Below are 25,085 nucleotides of genomic sequence, written 5' to 3'. Positions count from 1 at the left end.
CACGCCGAACGACAGGATGTTGCCACCTTGGATGCCACCGCCGACGCCCTCGCGCTGCCCGCCATCCCGCTCACCCTCGCGTTCCAGGACGGCTCGCCCCTCGCCGGCGACCAGCCCGCCGGCAGCGAGACCACGGGCGAGGCGGGGACCGTGGATCCGGCCGCGGGCGCAGGCGGACCGCCGCCGCGGCAGGGCATCGGTCCCTTCGAGATCCTGCTCTTCGGCGGCGTGGCCTTCATGCTGGTGCTCATCTTCACCAGCGGCCGCAAGGCCAAGCGGGAGCAGCGGGAACGCCAGCAGATGCTCGACGCCCTGGCCCGCAACGACAAGGTGCAGACCATCGGCGGCATCATCGGCACGGTGGCCGAGATCCGCACCGACGAGGTCATCCTGAAGGCCGACGACTCGGGCCAGACCAAGATCAAGGTCTCGCGGTCGGCCATCCAGCAGGTGCTCTCCTCGCGGAGCACGGGCAAGTCCGAGGCCGAGGCCGAGAGCGACGCCTGAGACGAGCGATCGGCTCGAGAGGAATCCGACGACCATGATGCGCAACCGACTCGGATGGGCCCTGCTCGCGATGGCGCTGCTCGCCTTCGCGATCTACGGGTTCATGCCCCCCGCCGAGAAGCTCCGCACCGGCAAGGACCTGGCCGGCGGCGTCACGCTCACCTATTCGGTGCAGATCGATCCGGGCCAGAACGCCGAGGACACGCTCAACCAGCTCATCACGGTCCTCAAGCAGCGGATCGACCCGACCAACCAGCTGGACATCTCGATCGTGCCGGTCGGCCGCGACCGCATCGAGATCACGATGCCGCTGCCCTCGGATCGCGTCAAGGGCCTCCGCGCCGACTTCGAGACCAGGCTCGACGACCTCCGCGGCTACACCATCGATCCCACGCGGCTCGAGCGGCTCGTTGCCGAGCCGGCCGACCAGCGGAGGGGGTCGATCGCCTCGATCCGCGAGCGCAATCCGCAGCTTGCCGATCGGCTGGAGGCCGCGGCCGCCGCGTACGACCGCCTCGCCGAGGCCGACGCCGCCTACCGAGGGATCCTGGGCCAGGAGGATCCGCCGCAGGACGACGTCGACCGCCTCGAAGCCAACGCCGCCATCGCCGAGCTGGACTACGAAGCGGCCCGCGACGAGGCGCTGGAGCTGGCGGTGCGGCCCGAGGAGGTCCGCCGCATACTCGAGCTGTCCCGCGAGACCACCCGCAAGATCGACGAGCAGACCGACCGAGCGGTCGAGCTGCCCAGCCCGTTCCAGCGGGCCTGGCGGGCGCTCTATGCCCGTGCGGGCGGCCGGGACATCGAGCAGCAGCAGGCCGACGAGAGCATTGCGGGGAGCCTGAGCGGAGAGTCCGGCGAGCAGGACGACGGCGCGCCGGCCGCCGACGCCACCGCGCTCCAGCGGGAGCTCGACGAGATCAGTGCCGCCTACGACGCCTACACGTCGGAGCGTCGCTCGCTCGACGACCCCCAGGACCTCAAGCGGCTGCTGCGGGGCGCGGGCGAGCTGGACTTCCGCATCACCGTCAACCCCAACACGCGGCAGGACGAGACCGCCCTCCGCGAGCAGCTCCAGGAGGTCGGCCCGCGGAACGCCTCGCCCGAGGGCGCCGTCTGGCTTCGGATTGCCAAGATCGAGAACTGGTTCGAGTCCGTCGACGACCTGCGGGCCATCACCGAGAACGCGCCGGGCTACTTCACCAACCGCGGCTTCGTCGTCGAGGAGTACGACGGCCAGTATTGGATGCTCGCGTGGGACCAGGTCGGCAACCGGCTGACAAGCTCCGAGGGCGACTGGCAGGTCACCCGCTCCTACACCGGCTCCGACAGCCTGGGCCGACCGGCGATCGTCTTCCAGATGGACGCCCTGGGCTCCCAGCAGCTCGGTGAGCTGACCGGCGAGCACGTCGGCGAGAACATGGCCGTCGTCCTCGACGATCGCGTCATCACCGCGCCCAGGCTCCGCGGCCGCATCTCTTCAAACGGCCAGATCGAGGGCGACTTCTCCCAGGAAGAGCTCCGCTACATCATCCAGGTGCTCAACGCCGGCTCGCTGCAGGCGAGGCTCTCACCCGAGCCCATCAGCGAGACGACCATCGGGCCCAGCCTGGGCCAGGACAACCTCGAAGACGGCATGAACGCCGGCGTCTTTGCCCTCATCGCCGTCAGCATCTTCATGGTCATCTACTACTTCGGTTACGGCCTGATCGCGGTGATCGCGCTGGCCTGCAACGCCGCCCTGATCCTGGGCGCGATGGCCCACAACCAGTCGGCCTTCACCATGCCCGGCATCGCGGGCGTCGTGCTGACCTTCGGCATGGCCGTCGACGCCAACGTGCTGATCTTCGAGCGCATCCGCGAGGAACTCCGCAAGGGCCTCGACCTGGCGCAGTCCGCCAAGCTGGGCTACCAGAAGGCGCTGTCGTCCATCGTCGACGGCAACATCACCAATCTCATCGTCTGCGTCGTGCTGGGCGGCGTGGGCACCCAGGAGGTCAAGGGCTTCGCCATCACGCTGGGCATCGGCGTGGTGTGCACCATGATCTCGGCCCTGATCATCAGCCGGCTGATCCTCTCGCTGATGATCGACGACCTGAGCTTCAAGGCGCTGGGCCAGAAGGCCACCTCGATGCTGCCTACCGCCGTCCCGGTCATCGAGCGGGTGCTCGAGCCCAGGATCAACTGGATGGGCCTGCGGTTCATCCCCGCGGCCATCTCGCTGATCGGCATCTCCTTCGGCATACTGATGATCGTCCGGCAGGGCGAGAAGATGCTCGACACCGAGTTCGTCGGCGGCACCCAGGTCGTCCTGAAGTTCGGCATCAACCCCGAAACCGACGAGCCCTTCACCATGACCCGCAAGGACGTTCTCGATCGCGTCCAGGGGCTGGGCGAGGCGGCTTCCGAGGGCGACCCGCTGGAGTTGCTCAAGCAGGCCGACGTGCTGCCCTTCGATCCGCAAGCCGACGGCGTCACCAGCGATACCTTCCAGATCAAGACGCTCGTGACCAACTCCGAGCTGCTGCAGGAGGCGATCGTTCCGGTCTTCGACGACGTGCTGGACGTCCGCCCGCCGCTGGCCTTCGACCAGCGGGACGAGGAGAACGCACGCGCCGGCCCGGTGTTCCCCATCGCCGGCCCCGAGCCGCTCGGGGCCCACATCCGCCAGCCGCAGTACCGCGACGACGTGGGCGCCTACATCGGCGGTGCGGCCATCGTCATCGCGGGCCTCGAGCCGGGCGAGACCATCGCCGGCATCGAGGAACGCCTCGACCAGCTCCGCGGCCAGAGCCAGTTCTCCGAGACGCTCGGCCGCGAGCGGGAGATCCGCGTGCTCGAGCGGCACCCGGACGGAAGCGTGCAGGCCGCCGTTGTGCTCGTCGTCGACCAGGGCGTCAGCTACTTCGCCGACCGCGACCGCTGGTGGCAGGACGTCGGCCAGACCGAGTGGACCATCGTCCGCGAGGCCCTCGCCGTGCCGACGACGCTCGCGAGCGTCAACAGCTTCAGCCCGGCCATCGCCGGCAGCTTCCGCGCCAAGGCGGCCTTCGCCGTCGTGCTCAGCTTCGTGCTGATCACGATCTACATCTGGGTCCGCTTCGGCTCGGTGCGGTACTCGGTCGCCGCCATCCTGACGCTGCTGCACGACGTGCTGATCGCGCTGGGGCTGATTGCGGCCGCCGAGGTCGCCTACGAGTTCGCCGTCACCGAGGACATCGCGCAGGCGCTCAACATCCTGCCCTTCCGCATCGACCTCAACACCGTGGCCGCCATCCTGACGATCATCGGCTACTCGCTCAATGACACGATCATCATCATGGACCGCATCCGCGAGAACCGCGGCAAGCTGCCCTACGCCGGCAAGCGGGTCATCAACCTCTCGATCAACCAGACCATCAGCCGCACGGTGATCACCTCGGGCACCACGCTCTTCGCGGTGGGCACGCTGTACGTGCTGGGCGGCGAGGGCCTGCGGCCGTTCGCCTACGCCCTGCTCATCGGCGTGATCGTGGGCACCTACTCCTCGATCGCCATCGCCGCGCCCCTCGTGTGGTCCCGCAAGGCCGACCCGACGGCCAAGCCGGCCGACGACCCTGGTGCGGCCGGCATCGGTCCTTCCGCCGCAGGCCCGGGGGCTCCCCAGCCGATGTAACCGAAGGATGGCCGGGGGCTCCACCAATACGACCCGCCGGGCGGCCGTGGGCCTGCTCGCCCTGGCCGCGCTGTGGAACGTCGCCTACTGGGCCTGGCCCGCGCACCGCGAATCGCCGGTCGTGCTGGCCTCGGCCCCGCCCGAGGCCGATCCCGAGCCGGCAGTCGCCTCCGAGATACCCCCTGCGACGCTCACCGCCGAGCCACCGATCTCCGCCGACCTTCCGGCCGTCGATACCCCGCCCGACGAGCCCCGGCTCGTGCCGCCAGAGTTCGACGAACACGTGGTGACAGAGCGCGACCGCACGCTGGGCGATCTGGCCCGCCGCTACTACGGCAACAGCGCCCTGTGGGAGCCCATCGCCCGGGCCAACCCGCTCAAGGACCCCAACCGCGTGCAGGCCGGCCAGGTCTGGCGGGTGCCCCGCGACCCCGGCAACATCCAGGGCCGGGTGCTCGACGCGGCCGGCGACCCGCTCCCGCCCGCACCCGCCGCCCGCCCCGAGCCGGTGGCCTACGTGGAGTACCGCGTGCGGCCCAAAGACTCGCTCTCGAAGATCTCCCAGGACCAGTACGGCACGACCCGCCATGCCCGGTTCCTCTACGAGTTCAACCGACGGCGGCTGGGTCTCCGCTCGATCGACGCGATCCGCGAGGGCCAGGTGCTGCACATCCCGCCCAAGCCCGAGTAGGGCATAGGCTGGAGTGATGGCGGATCTGTACGTCGTAACCGGTGGCGCAGGGTTCGTTGGCGCGAATCTCTGCGCGGAGATCGCACGCCGGGCGCCGGGGGCTCGCGTTGCGTGCCTCGACGACTTCCGCGCTGGTTCGTTTGCCAACCTCATCGAGGCCTACGAGCGCCGGAATGTGGGCGCGGTGAGCTGCGACGTGCACGCCGCGGGCTGGAACGAAGCCGCCTTCCGGCTGGACGCGAGCGAGCGGGCAACGGTGCTGCACATGGCGGCGATCACGGATACGACGATCGATGACCAAGCCGAGATGCTCGATGCCAACTCGGGTGACGGCTGGGACGAGTTGCTGGCCATCTGCGTCGAGTCGGGCTCGAGGCTCGTCTACGCCTCGAGCGCCGCAACCTACGGCACCCCCGGCGAGGCCGCATCGAGCCGGCCCTTTCCGCTCGACGCAGCCGGCACGCCCGACAATATCTACGGATTCAGCAAGTGGGTGATGGAGAACCAGCACCGCCGCGTGCAGCGCGAGCATCCCGACGCGCACATCGTCGGCCTGCGTTTCTTCAACGTGTTCGGTCCCGGCGAATCGGCCAAGGGCAAGATGGCCTCGATGGCCTACAAGCTCGCGCAGCAGATGCTCCGGGGCGAGCGGCCCGCGATCTTCGCCGACGGCGGGCAGGCCCGCGACCAGGTCTACGTAGACGACGTCGTGGACTGCGTCCTCCACGCCGCGGGATTGGGCGAGAACCCCACGCCCAAGCCCGGCATCTACAACCTGGGCTCGGGCAGGGCCACGACGTTCAATCAAGTGGTCGATGCCGTCCGCGAGGGCCTCGGCATCGCGTCGGGCGAGCTGCCGACCGAGTACATCGAGATGCCCGCCGACATCGCGCGGTTCTACCAGAGCTTCACGCTGGCCGATATGAGCGAAACGAAGGCCGGCCTGGGCTGGGAGCCCGGGCACGACCCGATCGAGGCACTCCAGGGCTACGCGGCCTACCTGCGCAAGCGGCACGAGACGAGTGGGGGACCGGCTTGAGCCAGACCAAACGCATCCTGGTGACCGGCGGCGCCGGCTTCGTCGGCTCGCACCTGTGCGAGCGGCTGGTCGACGCCGGCCAGGACGTCATCTGCCTCGACAACTTCTTCACGAGCCAGAAGACCAACGTCGACCACCTGCTCGACCGGCACAATTTCGAGCTCGTCCGCCACGACGTGACGCGGGAGGTCTTCCTCGAGGTCGACGAGATCTACAACCTCGCCTGCCCGGCCGCCCCGGGCCACTACCAGTACAACCCCATCAAGACCATGAAGACCAGCGTGCTGGGCGCCATCAACATGCTGGGCATGGCCAAGCGCTGCAAGGCCCGCATCCTCCAGGCCTCCACCAGCGAGGTCTACGGCGACCCCGAGGTGCATCCCCAGCCCGAGAGCTACCGCGGGGCCGTCAACCCCATCGGCCCCCGCGCCTGCTACGACGAGGGCAAGCGGGCCGCCGAGACGCTCTTCTTCGACTACCACCGCATGAACGGCGTGCGGATCAAGGTCGTGCGGATCTTCAACACCTACGGCCCGCGGATGCACCCGCTCGACGGCCGCGTCGTGTCCAACTTCATCCGCCAGGCGATCCAGGGCGAACCCATCACGATCTACGGCGACGGCTCGCAGACCCGCTCGTTCCAGTACATCGATGACCTGGTCGAGGGCATCTACCGCATGATGCACGGGCCCGACGACTTCCCCGGGCCGGTGAACATCGGCAACCCGGGCGAGTTCACCATTCGCGAGCTGGCCGAGCAGGTGCTGGAGCTCACCGGCTCGTCGTCGACGCTGGAGTTCCGCGAGGCCGTGACCGACGACCCCAAGCAGCGGCAGCCCGACATCACGCTCGCCAAGTCGAAGCTGGGCTGGGAGCCGACCGTGCCGCTGCGAGAAGGCCTCGAGAAGACGATCGCCTACTTCCGATCGATCGACATCTCGAGCTTCCGGGCGCCGACGCCGAACTACTAGCGTGCCGCCTCGGCCACGGCCCTGGCCACCAGCGGCGGCACCGAACGATCCAGCGGGTCCGGCAGGATTCGCTCGGGCGTTGCCTCGCCCACGGCGTCGGCCAGCGCGAACGCGGCCGCCAGCTTCATTTTTGCCGTGATCCGTGGCGCACGAACGTCCAGCGCGCCGCGGAAGATCCCCGGGAACGCCAGCACGTTGTTGACCTGGTTGGGGAAGTCGCTGCGGCCCGTGCCCACGATCGCCGCGCCGGCCGCCCTCGCAACGTCGGGCAGGATCTCCGGCTCGGGGTTCGCCATGGCGAGGATGATCGGGTCGACGTTCATCCGCTTCACGTCGTCGGCGTCGAGCAGGCCGCCCACGCTGACGCCGATGAACACGTCGGCGCCCTCCAGCACCTCGTGCACGCTGCCCGACCGGCCGGTGCGATTGGTATAGGCCAGCACCGCCGCCTTCTCGGGGCTCAGCCCCTCGCGGCCCGCGTGGATGGCGCCCCGCGAGTCGCAGACGACGACATCCCGCACCGGCACGCACAGCTCGGGGTCCTGGTTGACGCACCGCAGCAGCTGGGCGATCGCCGTGCCCGCCGCGCCCGCGCCCGAGATCACCACGGACAGATCGGTCAGCTCCTTGCCGACCAGCTTGGCCGCGTTGATCAGGCCGGCCAGCAGCACGATGGCCGTGCCGTGCTGATCGTCGTGGAAGACCGGGATGCCCAGGTCCTGCAATTCGCGTTCGATCTCGAAGCAGCGGGGAGCGGCGATGTCCTCCAGATTGATGCCGCCGAACGTCGGCGCCAGCAACCGCGCGAGCGAGATGATCTCGGCGGCGTCCTGGGTGCCCACGCAGATGGGCCAGGCATCGACGCCGGCGAACTCCTTGAACAGCGCCGCCTTGCCCTCCATCACGGGCATGGCCGCCTCCGGCCCGATGTTGCCCAGCCCGAGCACCGCCGACCCGTCTGTCAGGATCGCCACCGTGTTGCCGCGGCAGGTCAGGTCGAAGGACCTCCCCGGGTCGGCGGCGATCCGCTTGCACGGCTCGGCGACGCCCGGCGTGTAGGCGATCGACAGGTCGTCCGCGGACGCCAGCGGCACCTTCACGCCGGTCTCGATCTTGCCGCGGTGCCGCTCGTGCAGCTCGACGGACCGGGCGTTGAAGTCTGGCATGCGCGGGTCGCCTCCTGCGATTGGACGCCAGCTAGCGTGGGCCGGCCTCGGCGTCGATCCCGATCTCGCCGAGCAGCGCGGGCAGGACTTCGCCCGACGACCCCCGCAGGGCGTGGGTCACCAGGCCACTCAGCGGTGTCGCCTCGGGATTGATCTCGATGCTAGGGACGCCTCGCGCGACGGCTGACTCGATGTAGCCCGCCGCGGGGTACACCACGGCGCTCGTGCCGATCGAGAGGAACACATCGCAGGCCGCCACCGCCGCGTCCGCTGCCTCGATCGCCGCCGCCGGCAGCATCTCGCCGAACAGCACGATGCACGGCCGGAGCACGCCGCCCGCCTCGGACCGCGGCGGGAATGCCGAGAAGTCGACCTCCTCGATGGATCGCTCCGCGCCCGTGCTCGAGCACCGCCACCGTAGGATGGAGCCGTGCAGTTCCACGACGTCGCGAGCGCCCGCGCGGGCATGCAGGCCGTCGATGTTCTGGGTGAGGATGGAGACGTCCCCGCCCTCGGCCCGCTTGGCCCGCTGCAGCGCCGCGAGTGCCCGATGGCCCGGGTTAGGCTGGGCGTCGGCGCACCGCGAGAACCGCCAGTGGTACCACCGCGTGACCGTCTCGGGGTCGCGCTCGAGCGCATCGATGTGGGCCAGCTCCATGGGGTCGTAGCGGGCCCACAGGCCGGTCTGGGGCTGCCGGAACGTATCGATGCCGCTCTCGGCGGACACGCCCGCGCCGGTCAGCACGCACGGGCGGCGGGCGGCCGCCAGCAGCGATGCAACGCTCTCGATCGTCGAGCCGTCCATTCCAGGGCGATCATAGAGAAAACTCCGCCCTGGATGCGTCCAGGGCGGAGCCTTCAGTGGGATCGAGCATGTGCACCCGCAGTGCGGGCGTTCGGACTACCGCCGCGTGCGACGGAGGGCGGCCAGGCCGCCGAGGCCCAGTAGGGCGATCGACGCGGGCGCCGGGATGGGCACGACCTCGATGGTCAGATCATCGGAGATCGCCATCCAGTGGCCGCGGCGGCCGGTGCTGTCCACCGCGCGACCCGAGATGATGATCGAATCATCGCTGTCGAGCAGGACGGTGTTCAGGTCTACGTTGCTATCCATGGTGTCGCCGACCGTATCGAGCGGGTTCGGCTTGTTCACGCGGTCGGAAAACAGCACGTCGATCGTGCCATCGCCGTTGTCGCGAGCCACGACCAGTTCGACGTCGCGGTCGGTGCCGATGAAGTCTTCGCCCGTCCACAGCACGCTGAGGGTGCCATCGATGTCGACGGCGATGTCCTCGGTGCCGGGCACAAGCCAGCGGACCAGCGGCACGTCGTTAAATCCCTGGTTGGCGGCGTGATGCACCATCCGATCCTGGAAGATCGGCGGGTTGACGTCCTCGCCGTTGGTCCAGCCCGACTGGCCGGTCGTCCACCAGTTGGTATCCCAGCTCAGCTGCGTCGACGGCTGGGCGTACCACGGGGTATCCGCGTCGAGTCCACCGCCACCTGCCACGGCCTCGTGGCTCCAGACTGGTATGCCGTCGAAGCCCGGCGACGGGTTGCCGGCGGTCGTGCCCGGCAGCGTGCCGGGCGCCCAGTCGGTCTGGCGGTGCCAGGAGTCGCCGATGTCGTATTGCGCGAGGGCGCTACCGGCGACCGCAAGGGTGCCCGCCAGCGCCGAAATCCGCAAAGTAAGCTGTCCGTGCATGCTCTCACTCCCGGTCTGCGGTTTGTCTCCAGGATGAACATGCCACCGGATCGCCGCGACGCCAGCAAGCGGACCGAAAAACATGAATGCAGCCTGGCACGCGGCGAATCGAAATCCGCAGCCGCCTGTGCCCGGCCCGCCATCGAGGCCGATAATGCCCCCATGTCGAGTCCCTCCACGCTCGTGCTCTTCGACGGCGACCTGCCCAGCCTCGTGGCCGCCAGCCTCGCCCGCGATGAGGCCGGCCAGACCGGGTCGGCCGCCGTCCTGCCCACGCCCCCGCACCGGGGGGCGGCCGATGCCCTCGGTCCCACGCTTCGGGCCGCCGCAGAGGCCATAGGACTGGACGTTCTTGAGAGTCGACTCGCACCTTCGTCGACGCCGACCTCGGCGGCCGCCCGCACGGCGGCCCTGCTCGCCGCCGCCCGCGCGGCCGCCGACCACGGCGATCGCCGCCTCGTGTCGCCCTGGATGGCCCTCGACGCCGAGCCGAACGCCGATCGGGCCCCCGGCGACCAGCCGACCGTCGAGACGCTCGCCCGCGAACTCGATCGCGCGGTGCTCGTCGCACGCCTGATCATGCTGGACGCGACCGACGCGGCGTCGTTTGCGATCGATACCCCCCTCGCCGATCTCTCGGATGCCCAGGTCGCCGATCTGGCCGTCGACCTCGACGTGCCGGTCTGGCGCTGCTGGTGGTGGTCCATCACCGGCGGCAAGCGATCCAAGAATCCCGAGCTGGCCGAGAAGGCGCAGTCCTGCCGCACCCGGTGGGTCCGGGCCCTCCAATCGGTCGGGTGGGAAGAGTCCACCGAGCAGCTCGCCGCCGCCCGGTAGGCCGGGCTACTCGGATCCTGGGATGTCCACGCCCTGCTTGCTCGCGCAGGCCAGCGCCTCGTCGTAGCCAGCGTCGGCGTGGCGGAACACGCCCATCATCGGGTCGTTGGTGAGGACCCGGCGGACCCGCTCGGCCGCCTCGGGCGTCCCGTCCGCGACGACCACCTGCCCGGCGTGCTGGCTGAAGCCGATGCCCACGCCGCCGCCGTGGTGGAAGCTCGTCCAGCTCGCACCGCTGGCGACGTTCACCGCGAAGTTCAGGATCGCCCAATCGCTGACGGCGTCGGTGCCGTCCTTCATGGCCTCGGTCTCGCGGTTGGGGCTCGCCACGCTGCCGCAATCCAGGTGGTCCCGCCCGATAACGATGGGCGCCGACACCTCGCCCCGCGCCACCATGTCGTTGAAGATCGCGCCGGCCTTATCGCGCTCGCCCAGCCCGAACCAGCAGATGCGGGCGGGCAGCCCCTGCCAGCCGAAGCGCGGGGCGCAGGCATCGAAGTCGCCCGCGAGCAGGGCGCCGGGGTTGGCGTGGCAGCCAAGCAGCCACTGGTGCAGCCGCTCGTTGTAGCCGCCGGCCTCCCTCGGGAAAGCCTCCAGCAGCGCCCGGTCGGTCTTGAAGATGTCCACGGGGTCCCCCGAGAGCGCCACCCACCGGAACGGCCCCCGCCCCAGGCAGAACTGCGGGCGGATGTAGGCCGGCACGAATCCCGGGAATCCGAAGGCGTCCGCGACACCCTCGTCGAGCGCCCGCTGGCGGATGTTGTTGCCGTAGTCAAAGGTCACCGTGCCGCGGGCCTGCAGCGCCAGCATCGCGCGCACGTGCCGCGCCATGCTCGCCAGGCTCAGCTTCTGATACCCAGCGGGGTCGGCCTTGCGAGCCTCGATGGCCTCGCGATGCGTGTACTCGATCGGGACGTAGCCCTCGAGCGGATCGTGCGCGCTCGTCTGGTCGGTCAGCACGTCCACCCGCACGTCGCGCACCAGCAGCCGCTCGAGCAACTCGACCGCGTTGGCTTCGACGCCGACGCTGACCGCCTCCTGGCGGCCCGCGCACTCGACGGACCGATCGATGGCCTCATCCAGTCCGCCGGCCACCTCGTCGAGATACCCGTCGTGCGCGCGGCGCTCGAGACGGGTCCGATCGGTGTCGGCGATCAGGCAGGTGCCCCCCGCGAGCGTGATCGCGAGCGGCTGGGCGCCGCCCATGCCCCCGCAGCCAGCCGTCACGCACAGCCGGCCGGCGAGCGACCCGCCGAAGCGATCGCGGCCGCACTGGGCGAAGGTCTCGAAGGTGCCCTGCAGGATGCCCTGCGTGCCGATGTAGATCCACGAGCCGGCCGTCATCTGGCCGAACATCATCAGGCCCTTTCGCTCCAGTTCGTCGAAGTGCGCCTGCGTGGCCCAGTGGGGCACCAGATTGCTGTTGGCGATGAGCACCCGCGGCGCGTCGGAGTGCGTCCGGACCACGCCCACGGGCTTGCCCGATTGCACGAGCAGCGTCTCGTCGGGCGCCAGCCGCCGCAGCGTGGCCACGATCGCATCGAAGGCCTCCCAGCTCCGGGCGGCCCTGCCCCGCCCGCCGTACACGACGAGATCCTCGGGCCGCTCGGCCACCTCCGGGTCGAGGTTGTTCATCAGCATCCGCAGCGCGGCCTCGGCCTGCCAGGTCCGGCAGGTCTTCTCGGGGCCACGCGGGGCGCGAACGGTGCGGGCGGCGGCGGGGGTGCTGGCAGCGGAGGACTTGACGGCGGTCATGCCGGATTATTCGCGAGCGACCACCAGCGGCCCGCCCGCGACCAGATCCCCGAAGGCGTCCGCACGCACCAGGTCGGCCACCGCCTCGATCGACGGCGCGGGCGAACGGTCTTCCGCAAAGGGCGGGACCACCCGCCGGATCCGCTCGTGCGCCGCCTCGACGCCCCGCCCCGACCGCAGCGGGCGATGGAACTCCAGCCCCTCGGCCGCGCACACCAGCTCGATGGCGACCACCCGCTCGGCCAACTCGATGCCTCGCGCAGCCTTGGCCGCCGACCGCGGGCCGAAGCTGTTGTAGTCCTCGATGCCCGCGCTCGTGGGCAGGTTGATGGGGCTCGCCGGCTGGGACAGCTGCACCAACTCGTTGACGAGGGCGGCCGCCGTGTACTGGGCGATCATCAGCCCGCTGTGCAGCCCGGGGCCGTGGCTGAGGTAGGGAAGCAGGTGCGTCTCGGGGTCCCGGGCGGCCAGGATGGCGAACACCCGCCGCTCGGCGATGCCCGCGACGTGCGCGACGGCCACCGCCAGCGCATCCAGCGGCAGCGCGACGGGCATGCCGTGGAAGTTGCCGGCGCTCACGACGTCCAGCCCATCCCCACGATCGAACAGCAGCGGGTTGTCGGTGACCGCCCCGATCTCGCGCACCGTCGCGTCGCGGACGTACCTTGCGGTGTCGACCGCGGCCCCCAGCACGTACGGGGAGCAGCGGAACGAGTAGGGGTCCTGCACCCGCGGATCGTCGGTGCGGTGGCTCTCGAGGATGGCGCTGCCGCCGATGAGGTCCCGCAGCCGGGCGGCGACGTCGATGCCCCCCGGCTGGTTGCGGGCGGCGTGGCCCCGCTCGTCGAGGTAGGCGTCGGTGGCCCGGAAGGCGTCGATCGACATCGCGGTGGCCACGAGCGCCGAGTTCGTCAGCCGCTCGAAGTCGGCCAGCAGCAGGCACGCACGGGCCGCCATCAGGTGCGTGCCGTTGATGAGCGCGAGCCCCTCCTTGGCCTCGAGCACCAGCGCCTCGACCCCCGCGTCCCCCGGCGTCCGCCCGTCGAGCGTCTCGCCCTCGCCCATCATCGCGAGCACCGCGTGGGCGAGCGGCGCGAGATCACCGCTGGCGCCGACCGAACCCAGCCCGGGCACCCGCGGCGTCAGGCCGGCGTTCAGCCAGCCACAGATCGTCTCGGCGACGATCGGCCGCACGCCCGAGTGCCCCCGGCACAGCGACGCCGCCAGCAGCAGCAGCATGCCGCGGACGACATCGGCGGGCAGCGGCTCGCCCACGCCCGCCGCGTGCGAGCGGATCAGGTTGGCCTGCAGTTCCCGGAGCTTGTCGGGCTCGATGCGCGTCCGGGACAGCGAGCCGAAGCCCGTGTTGATGCCGTAGTGGGCGCCTCCCGCGGCGATCAGGTCGTCCAGCTTCGCCCGCGTGGCGATCAGTCGATCGCGGACCGCGGGGGCGACCGCGACCAAACGCGAACCCCGGGCGACGGCGAGCACGTCGGATGGGGCGAGGGGACCGCCGGTGAGCTTGAGTGCGTCGGCCATGCCGCGATCGTTGGCCGTCGTTCAGCCGCCAGACGGGTCTTCGGCCGATCCGGCTTGCCCAGAGGGCGGCGGCAGCAGGGCGGCGTCGCCCCACGTCGAGCCATCTGCGAATCGGGCCGCGAGCACCTCATGCCGAACGCCGTGGCTCATGTCTGCCGGGGGAGTGAGCGCGATCGCGACCTCGAGGTTCCCTCCGGCTTCCAGCATCATCCCCTCGGGGATCACGTCGATCGTGGTCGACGCATCGCCGAAGCGCACCTCGACGACCAGCGACTCGATGGGCTGGGAGGCCAGGCCGAAGAGCAGGGCGTCCCATCGCAGGAACGCCTCCCGCGGCTCGATCATCGAATAGGTGGGGGGGCGGGCCTTCGAACTCCCTATCACGCCGACGCTGGCCTCTTCCAGCCGGACGTCCTCATGAACGATGCTCGCGACATCGGGCGTGGTCGACATGCCCTGGTGCGTGCCGGCCGGCAGCGCCGTGCCGCCATCCCCGCACGCGGCGCACGCGAGCGCCATGCCCAGCGCAACCGCCCCGGCCGCCGCCCGGCACGCCGCGCGAGACAAGATCATCGTGCCCCCAATCGTCCCGGCCGCGGATCAGCCCGCCGCCATCTTCTCCGCCTTGGCCCTGGCGTCATCCAGCGTGCCGACGTACATGAAGGCCGATTCGGGCAGGTCGTCGCCCTCGCCCGCCACCAGCCGCTCGAAGCTGTCGATCGTGTCCTCGAGACTGGTGTACACGCCCGGGAAGCCCGTGAACACCTCGGCCACGTAGAACGGCTGGCTAAGGAAGCGCTCGATCTTGCGGGCGCGGCTCACGATGAGCTTGTCCTCCTCGCTCAGCTCATCGACGCCGAGGATGGCGATGATGTCCTGCAGGTCCTTGTACCGCTGCAGGATCCGCTGCACCTGCTGGCTCACGTTGTAGTGGCGATCGCCCAGGATCGCGCGATCGAGGATCGTCGAGGTCGACGCCAGCGGGTCGACGGCCGGGAAGATGCCCTTCTCGGCGATCGAGCGCTCGAGCACCACGAACGCGTCGAGGTGGGCGAAGGCCGTCGCCGGCGCCGGGTCGGTCAGGTCGTCGGCCGGCACGTAGATGGCCTGCACCGACGTGATGGCGCCGCTGCTGGTCGAGGTGATCCGCTCCTGCAACTCGCCCATCTCGGTCGACAGCGTCGGCTGGTAGCCCACGGCCGACGGCATGCGGCCCAGCAACGCGGACACCTCCGAGCCGGCCTGCGTGAACCGGAAGATGTTGTCCACGAAGATCATCGTCTCCTTGCCGGAGGCGTCGCGGAATTCCTCGGCCATCGTCAGGCCCGACAACGCCACGCGGAGGCGAGCGCCGGGGGGCTCGTTCATCTGGCCGAACACCATCGCCACCTTGTCGAGCACCTTGGCGGTGTTGCCGTTCTCGTCGGTGTACTCGGCCTCGCCCATCTCGAGCCAAAGATCGTTGCCCTCGCGCGTCCGCTCGCCCACGCCGCAGAACACGGAGTAGCCGCCGAACTCGCGGGCCACGCGGGCGATCATCTCCTGGATGATCACCGTCTTGCCCACGCCGGCGCCGCCGAACAGCCCGATCTTGCCGCCGCGCACGAACGGGCAGAGCAGGTCGATGACCTTGATGCCCGTGGGCAGGATCTCGGTGTTGGGGTTGAGCTGCGTGAACTCGGGCGAGCCGCGGTGGATGGGCTTGCGGCCCACGCCCTCGGGCGTGGGCTTGTTGTCGATGGGGTTGCCCAGCAGGTTGAACACCCGGCCCAGCACGCCCTCGCCCACCGGCACGGTCACGGGCTGGCCCGTGTCCTCGCACGCCATCGAACGCCGAAGGCCATCGGTGCCGCCCAGCGCCACGCAGCGGACGCGGCCGCCGCCCAGGTGCTGCTGCACCTCGCCGGTCAGCTGCACCGGGCCCGCCGGCGTCTCGGCATCGACGGTGACGGCGTTGTAGATGTCCGGCAGGTCGCTCTCGGCGAACTGCGCGTCGAACGTCGAGCCGATGACCTGCGTGATGGTGCCCTGCGCCATGGAGGTTGGTCTCCGAATCCCCGTCCACGCGGGGCAAAACCGGTCCAGAAAACGGTGCGAACGTCCGCCGTACACGCCGCCCGGAGGTGGGGGCGCATCGCGGAACGAGCAGGATAGGCCCAGAACGATCAAATGGCGCTCTATCGCAACGCTCCGCGCTAGCCCGCGGCGGGCAGCAACCCCGCCGCCCGAGCCGCGTGCATCCACGCCCGCAGCTGCCCGCCGTGGTTGCCCTCGTGCCACACCGCGTACACCAGGTTGTGCGCGAGCGTCGGGAACCACTCGCGGACCTCCTCGGCCGGGTGCGGCCCCAGCAGCAGCTCCTCGGGGGCGGCCGCGATCGCCGCCAGCAATCGGGCGTGCGATTCCGTCGAGGCACGAATCGCCCCGGCCCAATCGCCGAAGTGCGTCCGGACCGCATCCGCGGCGCGATCGAGGTCGGACGCCGGACCGACGTCACGCATCAGGCCATCGAGATCGCACACCGGCTCGACCCCATACCGCAGGCCCTGGCGGCTGTCGGCCAGGTGCAAGTGGGCGACGATCCACGCCGGCGTCTGGCCCACGCCGCCGGCCCGCGTGCCGCAGTGCGGCTCGGGCACGCTCGCCGCCAGTTCGAGCGTGGCGGTCCGGTCGTACCGGAGTGAATCGAGCAGCAGATCGAGCCCGATCGAGGTCACGCCGATGCACTGTCTAGCACGGCCCGGATCTCGCCCGCGAGCGCCTCGCCATCAGCCAACTCGCCCGCCGGCCAGCGGATCCCCAGGCCGGCCCCCGGCTCGCCGCCCGCGCCCTTGTCCGCATACCGCGGGATGATGTGGACGTGCAGGTGGAACACCGCCTGGTGCGCGTCCGCCCCGTTGTTCTGCAACAGGTTGTACGCTGTCGCGCCCGTCGCCCGCAGCACCGCCCGGCAGATCCGCGGCAGCACCCGCCCGAGCGCCGCCGCCGACTCGTCGCCGAGCGCGTCCATCGTGGCCGCCCGCTCCTTCGGAATGACCAGCGTGTGCCCCCGGCTGAGCGGCGCGACATCCAGGAACGCCAGCACGTGCCCATCTTCATACACCCGATGGCACGGGATCTCGCCGGCGAGGATCTTGTCGAAGATTGTGTCGGCCATACGCCAAGATAGCCGGCGTCGCGCTCGCTCGGTTTCGGCCGCCCGGCCGGGGACTGTGGCCACTCCCCGGAGCAAATCACGACCGCTGCAACCGACGGCCGCTTCGCCCCAATAGCACAGTGCCAGGGACCCCAGACCAAGGAGGCCGGCATGCATCGGATCGCACTCGGCATCATCCTGGGAATCGCAAGCGTCTCGCTGGCGGGCACGGGCTCCAGCGGGGGGCCGGGTCGGACAGTCGACGGGGATGGATCAAGCGGGGGACCGGACAGGATCGTCGCCGACGAAGGATCGAGCGGTGGGCCCGGTCTCGCGTGCACCGGCCATGGCCGCGGACGATCAACCCAGGGGGGTGGTACCGGCGACAGCGCGGGGACCGGCGCCCAGGGAAGGCCAACCCACGGCGGCGGTTCGGGCACCTAGCCCGACGCGTCAAAGTCAGCTCCGCATCGTCGTTCCTGGCGTTCCCCACGCGCTACGACACGGCCCGAGAGGCCCGGTGCGATCGCGATCGGTCCATCGCCAGGAACCCACGTATTCAACATAATAGAGATTATCGGCGATCTGCCGGCGACGGCGGGGCCTGCGACGGCTCGCGATCCACGCGGGGTATCCGCCACCGCGACGCCATCCGGGGCCTACCGACCGATGATTGGCCTCCATGGATGATGACGGCTCCCCTGCACAATACCCGGTCCCGCACCCGCCGCCGGATCCCGAGCCCCGGCCCGCCGAGGCTGAGCCCGACCTGCTGCCCGATACCCCCGCGCCGCTGCTCCGGGCGTGGCTCTGGCTGGAGATGGGCTTCCTCTATGCCTTCCTGCCCGGGCTCATCGCGGCCGTCATGAACCCCAGCGATCGCTTCGATGGGCTGTTCCGGGCGGTCGGCCTGGACCTCCTCGCCGACCCGCCGATCCCGCCGGGTTCGGTGCTCATGCCGATGCTGCTGATCACCGGGGCGCTGCTCGGGCTGTGGCTCGCGCTCGACAAGCGGTTCCCGTCGAAGCAACTGTGGAACTGGCGGGCCTTCCGTGCCGACGCGCGACGCATCTTCGGCTTGTTCGCCATCGGCGCGGTGATCATGCTCTCGGCGGCCTACCTGCTTTCAACGCTGACCGACGTGATGACCATCACCGGGCGCGACGGACGCGAGATCGACGCCTTCCTCCGGCTGCCCCGCGAGGCCCCGTTCATCCTGATCGCCATCGCGGTCTTCTACCCATGGCTGAGCGCCTACCCGCAGGAGATCACGCACCGCGCCTTCTTCTTCCATCGCTACCGGCGGATCATCCCCGACATCCGCGTGCTGTTCGTGCTCAACGTGCTGGCCTTCGTGTGGCTGCACGCGATGTTCTGGCACTGGATGGCCTTCGCCGTGACCCTGCCGGGCGGCATCCTGTTCGCATGGACCTACGTCCGCACGAAGTCCACGCTGGCCGCCGGCATGGAGCACGCCATCTACGGCTGGTGGCTGTTCTTCACGGGCATGGGCTGGTTCGTGTTCACGGGGAGCGTCGGGAGCGGCTAGCTAGTCCCGCTCCAGCCGGCTCGCGAGCGCCCGCCGCAGCTTGCCGGCCGCGTCCCGGACGGCCGGGTAGTAGTCGTCGGCCCGGGCCTCGACGGTGATCGGGTCCCGCCCCCGAGGCCGCGCCTCGAGCGTGCACCGCTTGTCGTCGCCGCCGGCCTTCTGGCTGCTGTTCTCGTCGGCCAGGTGGACCTCGACCCGCGTGAGCTTGTCGCCGAAGCGGCCGATGGCGGCCTCGAGCTGCTCGTGCACGTGCCGCTCCAGGGCGTCCGACGACTCGACGTTGGCGTAGCTGATCTCGACGTGCATGCGCGTTCCCTCCTTGCGTCGATGCGCCAGTTGTCGCGGCGTACGCTGGATGCAGCCGCCGGTTCGCTGATTCCGGTGCCAGTCCGAGACCCTATCCGAGACCGATCATGCCCGCGACCGCGACCACCGCCGACTCCTCCACGCACGCCACCCTGCCCGCCGACTCCAACCAAGCCTTGGGCATCGCCCGCTACGCCATCGACTTCATGGCCTCCGGCAGTCCCGACCAGAGCGTGCTCGACCGGACCAACCTCTTCTTCACCGACGCCTGCCTCTGCGGCCTGAGCGCCCTGGCCCTCCGCACCAACGCCCCGACCATCCTGCGAGCCGAGGCCCTCCAGTACGCCGTGCCCGAGGGCCATACCGGGGCGCCCCTCGGCCGGGCGACCACCCACGGCGCGACCTGCTTCGGCTCATCGCAGCGGGTCAAGGCCGAGAAGGCCATCCTCGCCAACGCCAACGCCGTCCGCGAATGGGACAGCAACGGCACCAACTTCGGCTACAACCCGCGGCTGGGCCACACCGCCGGCGAGTTCGGTCACAACGACTTCTACGCCGTGCCCATCGCCGCCGCTCAGATGCTCGGCGCCGACGGCGCGTACGCCCTCCGCGGCATGGTGTGCCTCGACGAGATCCGCGGCCGGCTGGCCGAGGTCTTCAGCCTCAAGACCTACAAGGTCGACCACGTCGTCCACGGCGCCATCGCGAGTGCCGTGGTCTTCGGCGCCATGCTCGGCGCCACCGACGAGCAGATCGAGCGGGCGATCGGCATGGTCGTCGCCCACTACATTCCCTTCAGGGCCATCCGCGCAGGCAAGCAGCTCAGCGACAGCAAGGGCGCCAGCGCCGCCATCAGCACCGAGGTCGCCATCCTCAGCATGAAGCGGGCGATGGCCGGCTTCCTCGGCCCGCGCGACATCTTCCGCAACCCCGAGGCGATCTTCCGCATCTTCGAGGGGCCGGGCCAGATGTTCAAGGCCGTCAACGCCGCCGACGCCAACACCGAGCAGGCCGACGCGTCGCCCTTCGACCTCGTGCTCGGACGCGCCGGCGACGACTTCGCCGTCATGGGCATGCACTTCAAGCTGGGGCTCTACGAGCACCAGAGCGCCGGCGCGCTGCAGGCCGTCATCGATCTGCTGGACACCAATCCGTCGCTGCTCGAACAGGCCGACGGCGGCGCGATCAAGACCATCAAGATCGTCGCCTACGAGCCGGCATTCGGCATCATCGGCGACCCGGCCAAGCGCGACCCCCGCACCCGCCAGTCGGCCGACCACAGCATGGTCTACATCGTCTCCACGCTCATCCGCAAGGCCCTGGAGACCAAGCGGACCAACTGGAAGGACCTGATCCTCACGCCGTACGACTACGACCGCAGGGCGATCGACCACCCGGTCACCCGCCGGCTCATGGAGACGATCGAATTCGAGCACGGCGGCCAGGAGTACGACGACCGCTACCCCGACGGCATCCCCACCAGCGTGGTGATCACCGACGACAACGGCAAGGCCTACGACTCGGGCCTCGTGATGTATCCCGCGGGCCACGCACGCAACACCACCGCCGACCTGCACGACATCCTGGCCAACAAGTTCCGCGTGATGGGCGCACTGGCAGGCAACAACCCCGGGCAGCTCGTCCAGCGGTTCGAGGGTCTCGCCAGCAAATCGGCCAAAGACATCGCCGGCCTGCACGACTTCGACCTGGCGTACAAGGACGACTTCGACGACGCCGAGTAGGCCGAGAAGTCGCGCGTAGCCCGGCACGCTGATCCGAAACCCACCCTCGTACGATCGTCCATGCCCCGCTGGATCCGCCGAGCACTCTGGTGCGGCCCCCTCGGCTTCGCCACCGCCTGGCTGGTGGCGTGGGGCGTCACGGTCGGCATGTGGACCGGGTGGTACCGCCCCGCCTCGTCGTGGCTCAACAAGGGGATCGGTGTCGTGGAGCCATGGCTCCTCAAGAAGAGCGTGAATCGATGCTCAGTCTGGACGTCCGAGTCGTGGTCGGGTGATCGGCTCGACCGCGTGAACGCCCTGTCCGAGAGCAACCGGCGTCGAGCCGATCGTGTGCTGGAACTCGGCGGGGCCGCCTACGCCGAAGAACTGGAACGACAAACGGTGGAATCCCTGCCCGGGCTCGAGAAGATGCTCAACAGGCCGCCGGGCAGCATGACCGAAGCGCACGCCGACGCGAAGGCGAACATGCCTCCGATACGGCGCATCGACGATCAAATTGTGTCGTTCCCCCCACCCAACCTGGCACAACGCGTGGCGGCGACACAGGCGGACTCCTTTGTCTTCTATGCCCGCCGCGTCGGTTGGCCATCGCCCATGCTCGAGGGCATGGAGGGTGTGGAGATCACGGTCGCCAAATCCGGCATCCAGCAGGCCGAGGTCACTGAGGGGCAGATCACGATCGATGCGCTCAATCGCGCCCCCCTGCCCGGCATGCAGCCCACGGCGCTCGCGCTGCCCTACCGGGTCCTGCCATCCGCGGCGATCGCCAACACCGCGTTCTTCGCCGCCTCGTGGTTCGCCGCGCTCACCGCTATCGCGCTGGCCCGCGCACTCCGCCACAAACTCGCCGGCCGCTGCCCTCGCTGCGGCTACGACCTGCGAAGGATCGTCGGCCCGACCTGCCCCGAGTGCGGGTGAACGAAGAGATAGTGGCCTCCACGCACACACACGGCGTGCGAAGCTCGAGGCCATCGCGGGCTATCGTGCACCGCCATGCCTCCCCAGCCCCACGAGACCGGCGACTCCAAGCGCCTGCTCATCACCGGCATCGCCGGCTTCCTGGGCCGCCACCTCGCGCAGCGTGCGGCCAGGGACGGCTGGGACGTCGTCGGCATCGTCCGTTCCATGCCGAACACCACGTACACGACCGTGCGCGCGGACCTAGCGGAACCGGTCGAGGTGCGCGACGCCCTGGAGCAGGTCGCACCGGACGCAGCCATCCACTGTGCGGCCGCGGCGCGCACCAACGAGTGCGAGCGCTTCCCGGAGGTCGCCGAGCGGGACAACGCCCGGGCGAGCGACGTGGTCGCGCGGGCGTGCGGCGACGCGGCGATCCCGCTCGTGCTGTGCTCGACCGACCTGGTGTTCGCCGGGGATCGCGTCGGCCACCTGCACGCCGAGGACGACCCCGTATCGCCCGTCAACGTGTACGGGCGGAGCAAGCTGGAGGCCGAGCGACGGACGCACGACGCCTATCCAGCGGCCATTATCGCTCGGCTGCCGCTGCTCTTCGGCCCCCCCGCCGCTGATGGTGCGCCCGGCTCGTTCCTGACGGGCTGGGTGGAGCACGCCCGCGCCGGGACGGCGCTCGCGCTGTTCACCGACGAGTTCCGCACACCGCTGAGCGCCCGAGATGCCGCAGCCGGCCTGCTGCTGGCTCTGGGGCGGGGTGCCGCCGGCCGAACGTACCACCTCGCGGGGCCCGAGCGCGTCAGCCGCTATGAGCTGGGCCGGCGATTCGCGGCGGTTGCCGCCGAATCCCTCGGGTTCGAGGCGGATCTGTTCACGCCCGGCCTGCAATCGGACGTCGCCATGCCGGCTCCTCGCGCGCCGGACGTGTCGCTGGATGGCTCCAGGGCGATGTCGGAACTCGGCTTTGCACCCGCCAGCCTCGATGACGAGCTGCGATGGACCGCCGTGCGGATGGCTTAGCGATCATCATGTGGCCTATGCAAGCCCGGCCGCCGGTTTTCTTGCGGAAGCGGCGATGTTCCGGTAATCTGTGTGTAGGACTCGGCGGTACTCAGCCGTGCTCTATTGGAGGAATCGGACATGGCAACGCACATCCTTGGAAGGTGCGCGCCCATCGCGGCCGTGCTCGTGATCGGCGGCACCGCGATAGCGCAGGTTCGCGATCCCGCTGGGCTGGACATCGTGCTCGGCACGGACACGCTGGGACCCGGGGAATCGACGACGATCCGGCTGGACGCGAACTTTGACTCCATCCGGGACCACGCGGTAGCCGGCGTGGCGACGTGGCTCGATTCGTCGGCGGGCGCGCTCGGGCTGAGCGATATCCGCGTGGTCGAGCCGATGGACGGACCCGGTACGTCGGCGGGCATGATCGGCGATCGCGGCGTCCGCGGCATCATCGCGGGGCAGCTGCTATTCGTTGGCGCGGGCATCTTCCCGGATCCGAGCGACCCCATCGCGTTCTGGGAGGCCACCTTCACCGCGCCGGACGTCGTCGATACGCCGTTCGACGTGGACCTCGAGACGCGCACGTCGAGGTTCGACGTGTACATCAGCATGGACTCGTCGACCTCGGAGAGCCGGCTCGACGGCTTCCAGGAGGGCACCGCGACGATCCGCGTCGTGCCCGCACCGGCGAGCGGCCTCGTGCTCGCGATGGCGCTGGGCCTTGCTGGTCGGCGTAGGAGGGGGTGAGCCATGCGTCTATCGTGCATGATTGCGGCGACGCTGACGCTCGCGGCAGCGTTGCAAGGGCAGACCACCGTCGGCGGCACCATCAGCCAGGACACCGAGTGGTCGCTCGCTGACAGCCCCTTCTTGATCACGGCGGACGTCGAGATCATCGGGGGGGCCACGCTCACGGTTGCGACGGGCGTCGAGGTCGACTTCGAGCCGGGCACGAGCCTGATGGTGCAGGTTGGCGGCCTCGTGGCCCGAGGCAGGGAGGACCGGCGCATCGAGTTACGAGGCGGTGAGGGCATCCGGTTCGGCGATCAGGCGATCGACGGCGTCCTCGACCCGGGCACGGGCGCGTACGTCTCGGGCAGCATCCTGGAACACGTCGTGCTGCGGGACGTCGATGCGGGCTTCGGCGCCGCGATCGAGATCGATCGGGCACAGCCCGTGCTGCGTTCGATGTTCGTCTTTGACGTTGACGGCGGAGGCATCGACATCGAGCACGGCTTCGGCGGCGTTGCCGACGTGCGGCTTGAGGACGTGCGCATCGGCCGCACCAGCGAGGAGGGCCTGCGGATCGAGGGTGGCCGGAGCGCGACGCTCATCGGCGTGGAGCTGTCGGGGATCGCGATCTCCGACGGCCGCGGCGCGGGGATGGACATTGAGATCACCAGCAGTCGATCGCCGATCCCGTCCGAGCCCGATCTGGTGCTCGAGGGGTGCGCAATCGAGGACATCACGGGCCGCTGGGGCGGCCTCCTGGAGGCCTCCTGGATCGAGATCCGCGACGCGGAGGTGCGCAACTGCAGCGAGATCGGCGTGCTGGCCCGGGCGGGGCGGATCGTCGTCGAGGGCAGCACCTTCACCGAGAACGACACGCACGGGGACCTGGTGTCGAGCGAGATGGCCGTGCGGGACAGCGTCTTCCGGCGAGGCGGACGGCTGCTCGCCGCGGGGGTGATCGAGGACTGCCTGTTCGAGGACAACCGCCAGGGACCCGCGCTGGTGGGCGGCTCGGTCATCCGCCACAACACGTTCATCGGCAACATCGCCGATGTCGCCGGTGGTGCGCTGTCGACCGGGGGATTCGTCGACCTGTTCGACAACACCTTTGAGCGCAACAGCGCGCCCAGCGGCGGGGCTGCGATCCTGGGGGGCAGCATCCTCTCGGGCGGCAACACCTTCGTGAACAACAGCGCCGACTTCGGCGGTGCGCTGTTCCTGCCCGAGAGCGCCCGGCGGTCGCTCGTCGGCACGCCGGGCAATCCGGACGTGTTCCGCGGCAACACCGCATGGCAGGCCGGCGGGGCCGTCGCGATCGACGCCGACGGGCTCGAGTTCCTGTCGGCCGACTTCGAGGACAACGACGCGCCGCGGGGCGGGGCCATCTACGTCACCGCCCTGGGCTCGGGCCTCGATCTCACGGGCGAGGTGGGCCCGAGCGGCGTGGGCGTGGTGCGCTTCGCGGCGAACACCGCAGGCGTGGGCGCGGACCTGTACCTCGAGGTGCCCGACTCGGCGTTCCCCGTCGCCGATTCGGACGCTCGCTGCGTGGACTGGGGCACGAGCAGCCTGGACGATGTGCTCGCCCGGGTGCACGACGCACGGGACGACGGCGCGCTGCCGCTCGTGCGAGTGCTGCCGCTGGGCCCCTGCAGTGGCGAGCCGTGCGGGGTCGACCTCGACGGCGACGGCAACGCCACGCTGTTCGACTTTCTCGCCTTCAGCAATCTGTTCGACGCCGACGATCCGGAGGCAGATCTCGACGGCGACGGGGCGCTGACGCTGTTCGACTTCCTGGCGTTCCAGGACGCGTTCGCGCAGGGTTGCCCGTAGGT

22 protein-coding genes are annotated in these 25,085 nt (G+C 70.0%); 12 read left to right on the top strand and 10 right to left on the bottom strand.

Features of this window, described 5'->3' with window-relative positions; translation table 11 throughout:
- Positions 1–27 precede the first annotated feature (27 nt).
- From yajC to AAFX79_02315, 5 genes are read left to right on the top strand one after another with little or no spacing between them, the layout of a single operon-like run.
- Entirely contained in the window at positions 28–507 is a 480-nt protein-coding gene (gene yajC, locus AAFX79_02335) for a preprotein translocase subunit YajC (GenBank protein MEO1007384.1), read from the top strand.
- Positions 508–541: 34 nt separating this feature from the next.
- The gene (gene secD, locus AAFX79_02330) at positions 542–4,162 is read left to right on the top strand and encodes a protein translocase subunit SecD (protein ID MEO1007383.1); all 3,621 of its coding nucleotides are present in this window, start codon (positions 542–544) and stop codon (positions 4,160–4,162) included.
- Between the two features lie 7 nt (positions 4,163–4,169).
- Complete coding sequence (locus AAFX79_02325; GenBank protein MEO1007382.1) at positions 4,170–4,853, top strand: LysM peptidoglycan-binding domain-containing protein; 684 nt, start codon at positions 4,170–4,172, stop codon at positions 4,851–4,853.
- Positions 4,854–4,869: 16 nt separating this feature from the next.
- Positions 4,870–5,892: an NAD-dependent epimerase/dehydratase family protein gene (locus AAFX79_02320; GenBank protein ID MEO1007381.1), complete on the top strand. Its 1,023-nt coding sequence runs from the start codon at positions 4,870–4,872 to the stop codon at positions 5,890–5,892.
- Positions 5,889–6,863, top strand: coding sequence for a UDP-glucuronic acid decarboxylase family protein (locus tag AAFX79_02315; GenBank protein MEO1007380.1), 975 nt, complete (start codon positions 5,889–5,891; stop codon positions 6,861–6,863). The genes AAFX79_02320 and AAFX79_02315 overlap by 4 nt, the downstream gene beginning before the upstream one ends.
- Here the strand turns inward: AAFX79_02315 and AAFX79_02310 are convergent.
- The 3 genes from AAFX79_02310 to AAFX79_02300 form a co-directional block, all read right to left on the bottom strand.
- On the bottom strand, positions 6,860–8,029 hold the full coding sequence (locus tag AAFX79_02310) for an NADP-dependent malic enzyme (GenBank protein ID MEO1007379.1): 1,170 nt from the start codon (positions 8,027–8,029) through the stop codon (positions 6,860–6,862). The genes AAFX79_02315 and AAFX79_02310 overlap by 4 nt on opposite strands.
- A gap of 31 nt (positions 8,030–8,060) precedes the next feature.
- Positions 8,061–8,834 (bottom strand): NAD-dependent deacylase, encoded by a 774-nt coding sequence (locus AAFX79_02305; GenBank protein ID MEO1007378.1) that lies wholly within the window; start codon positions 8,832–8,834, stop codon positions 8,061–8,063.
- Between the two features lie 96 nt (positions 8,835–8,930).
- On the bottom strand, positions 8,931–9,734 hold the full coding sequence (locus tag AAFX79_02300; protein MEO1007377.1) for a hypothetical protein: 804 nt from the start codon (positions 9,732–9,734) through the stop codon (positions 8,931–8,933).
- Between the two features lie 162 nt (positions 9,735–9,896).
- Here AAFX79_02300 and AAFX79_02295 point away from each other — a divergent pair, with 162 nt between their 5' ends.
- Positions 9,897–10,571, top strand: coding sequence for a hypothetical protein (locus tag AAFX79_02295; GenBank protein ID MEO1007376.1), 675 nt, complete (start codon positions 9,897–9,899; stop codon positions 10,569–10,571).
- Between the two features lie 6 nt (positions 10,572–10,577).
- On the opposite strand, the gene hutU is transcribed toward AAFX79_02295, so the two are convergent.
- The 6 genes from hutU to AAFX79_02265 all read right to left on the bottom strand — a co-directional run bounded on the left by hutU (position 10,578) and on the right by AAFX79_02265 (position 17,022).
- Complete coding sequence (hutU, locus tag AAFX79_02290) at positions 10,578–12,326, bottom strand: urocanate hydratase (GenBank protein ID MEO1007375.1); 1,749 nt, start codon at positions 12,324–12,326, stop codon at positions 10,578–10,580.
- 6 nt (positions 12,327–12,332) lie between these two features.
- Positions 12,333–13,865: a histidine ammonia-lyase gene (locus AAFX79_02285; protein MEO1007374.1), complete on the bottom strand. Its 1,533-nt coding sequence runs from the start codon at positions 13,863–13,865 to the stop codon at positions 12,333–12,335.
- Positions 13,866–13,886: 21 nt separating this feature from the next.
- On the bottom strand, positions 13,887–14,438 hold the full coding sequence (locus tag AAFX79_02280; GenBank protein MEO1007373.1) for a hypothetical protein: 552 nt from the start codon (positions 14,436–14,438) through the stop codon (positions 13,887–13,889).
- A 27-nt stretch (positions 14,439–14,465) separates the two neighbouring features.
- Entirely contained in the window at positions 14,466–15,902 is a 1,437-nt protein-coding gene (atpD, locus tag AAFX79_02275; protein ID MEO1007372.1) for a F0F1 ATP synthase subunit beta, read from the bottom strand.
- Positions 15,903–16,060: 158 nt separating this feature from the next.
- Positions 16,061–16,582: a DinB family protein gene (locus tag AAFX79_02270; GenBank protein ID MEO1007371.1), complete on the bottom strand. Its 522-nt coding sequence runs from the start codon at positions 16,580–16,582 to the stop codon at positions 16,061–16,063.
- Entirely contained in the window at positions 16,579–17,022 is a 444-nt protein-coding gene (locus AAFX79_02265; protein MEO1007370.1) for an HIT family protein, read from the bottom strand. The genes AAFX79_02270 and AAFX79_02265 overlap by 4 nt, the downstream gene beginning before the upstream one ends.
- 661 nt (positions 17,023–17,683) lie before the next feature.
- Between AAFX79_02265 and AAFX79_02260 the strand changes: the two genes are divergently transcribed.
- Complete coding sequence (locus AAFX79_02260) at positions 17,684–18,550, top strand: CPBP family intramembrane glutamic endopeptidase (GenBank protein ID MEO1007369.1); 867 nt, start codon at positions 17,684–17,686, stop codon at positions 18,548–18,550.
- Here the strand turns inward: AAFX79_02260 and AAFX79_02255 are convergent, their stop codons facing one another.
- Positions 18,551–18,856 carry an HPF/RaiA family ribosome-associated protein gene (locus tag AAFX79_02255; GenBank protein MEO1007368.1) on the bottom strand — a complete coding sequence of 102 codons (306 nt, stop codon included), beginning with the start codon at positions 18,854–18,856 and terminating at the stop codon, positions 18,551–18,553.
- Positions 18,857–18,963: 107 nt separating this feature from the next.
- Between AAFX79_02255 and AAFX79_02250 the strand changes: the two genes are divergently transcribed.
- The 5 genes from AAFX79_02250 (at position 18,964) to AAFX79_02230 (ending at position 25,083) form a co-directional block, all read left to right on the top strand.
- Entirely contained in the window at positions 18,964–20,598 is a 1,635-nt protein-coding gene (locus AAFX79_02250; protein ID MEO1007367.1) for an MmgE/PrpD family protein, read from the top strand.
- A 60-nt stretch (positions 20,599–20,658) separates the two neighbouring features.
- Entirely contained in the window at positions 20,659–21,516 is an 858-nt protein-coding gene (locus tag AAFX79_02245; protein MEO1007366.1) for a hypothetical protein, read from the top strand.
- Between the two features lie 75 nt (positions 21,517–21,591).
- A complete protein-coding gene (locus tag AAFX79_02240) occupies positions 21,592–22,530 on the top strand; it encodes a sugar nucleotide-binding protein (GenBank protein MEO1007365.1) in 939 nt (312 codons plus the stop codon).
- Between the two features lie 120 nt (positions 22,531–22,650).
- Positions 22,651–23,265, top strand: a complete 615-nt coding sequence (locus tag AAFX79_02235; protein ID MEO1007364.1) for a hypothetical protein — start codon at positions 22,651–22,653, stop codon at positions 23,263–23,265.
- Positions 23,266–23,268: 3 nt separating this feature from the next.
- Positions 23,269–25,083, top strand: coding sequence for a right-handed parallel beta-helix repeat-containing protein (locus AAFX79_02230; GenBank protein MEO1007363.1), 1,815 nt, complete (start codon positions 23,269–23,271; stop codon positions 25,081–25,083).
- The last annotated feature ends 2 nt before the right edge of the window (positions 25,084–25,085 follow it).

The organism is Planctomycetota bacterium, from assembly GCA_039819165.1.
In the GTDB taxonomy this organism is placed as follows: Bacteria; Planctomycetota; Phycisphaerae; order Phycisphaerales; family UBA1924; genus JAHCJI01.
Note: the sequence above shows the minus strand (reverse complement) of the source record. Positions and strands in the feature narration are given on the sequence as shown.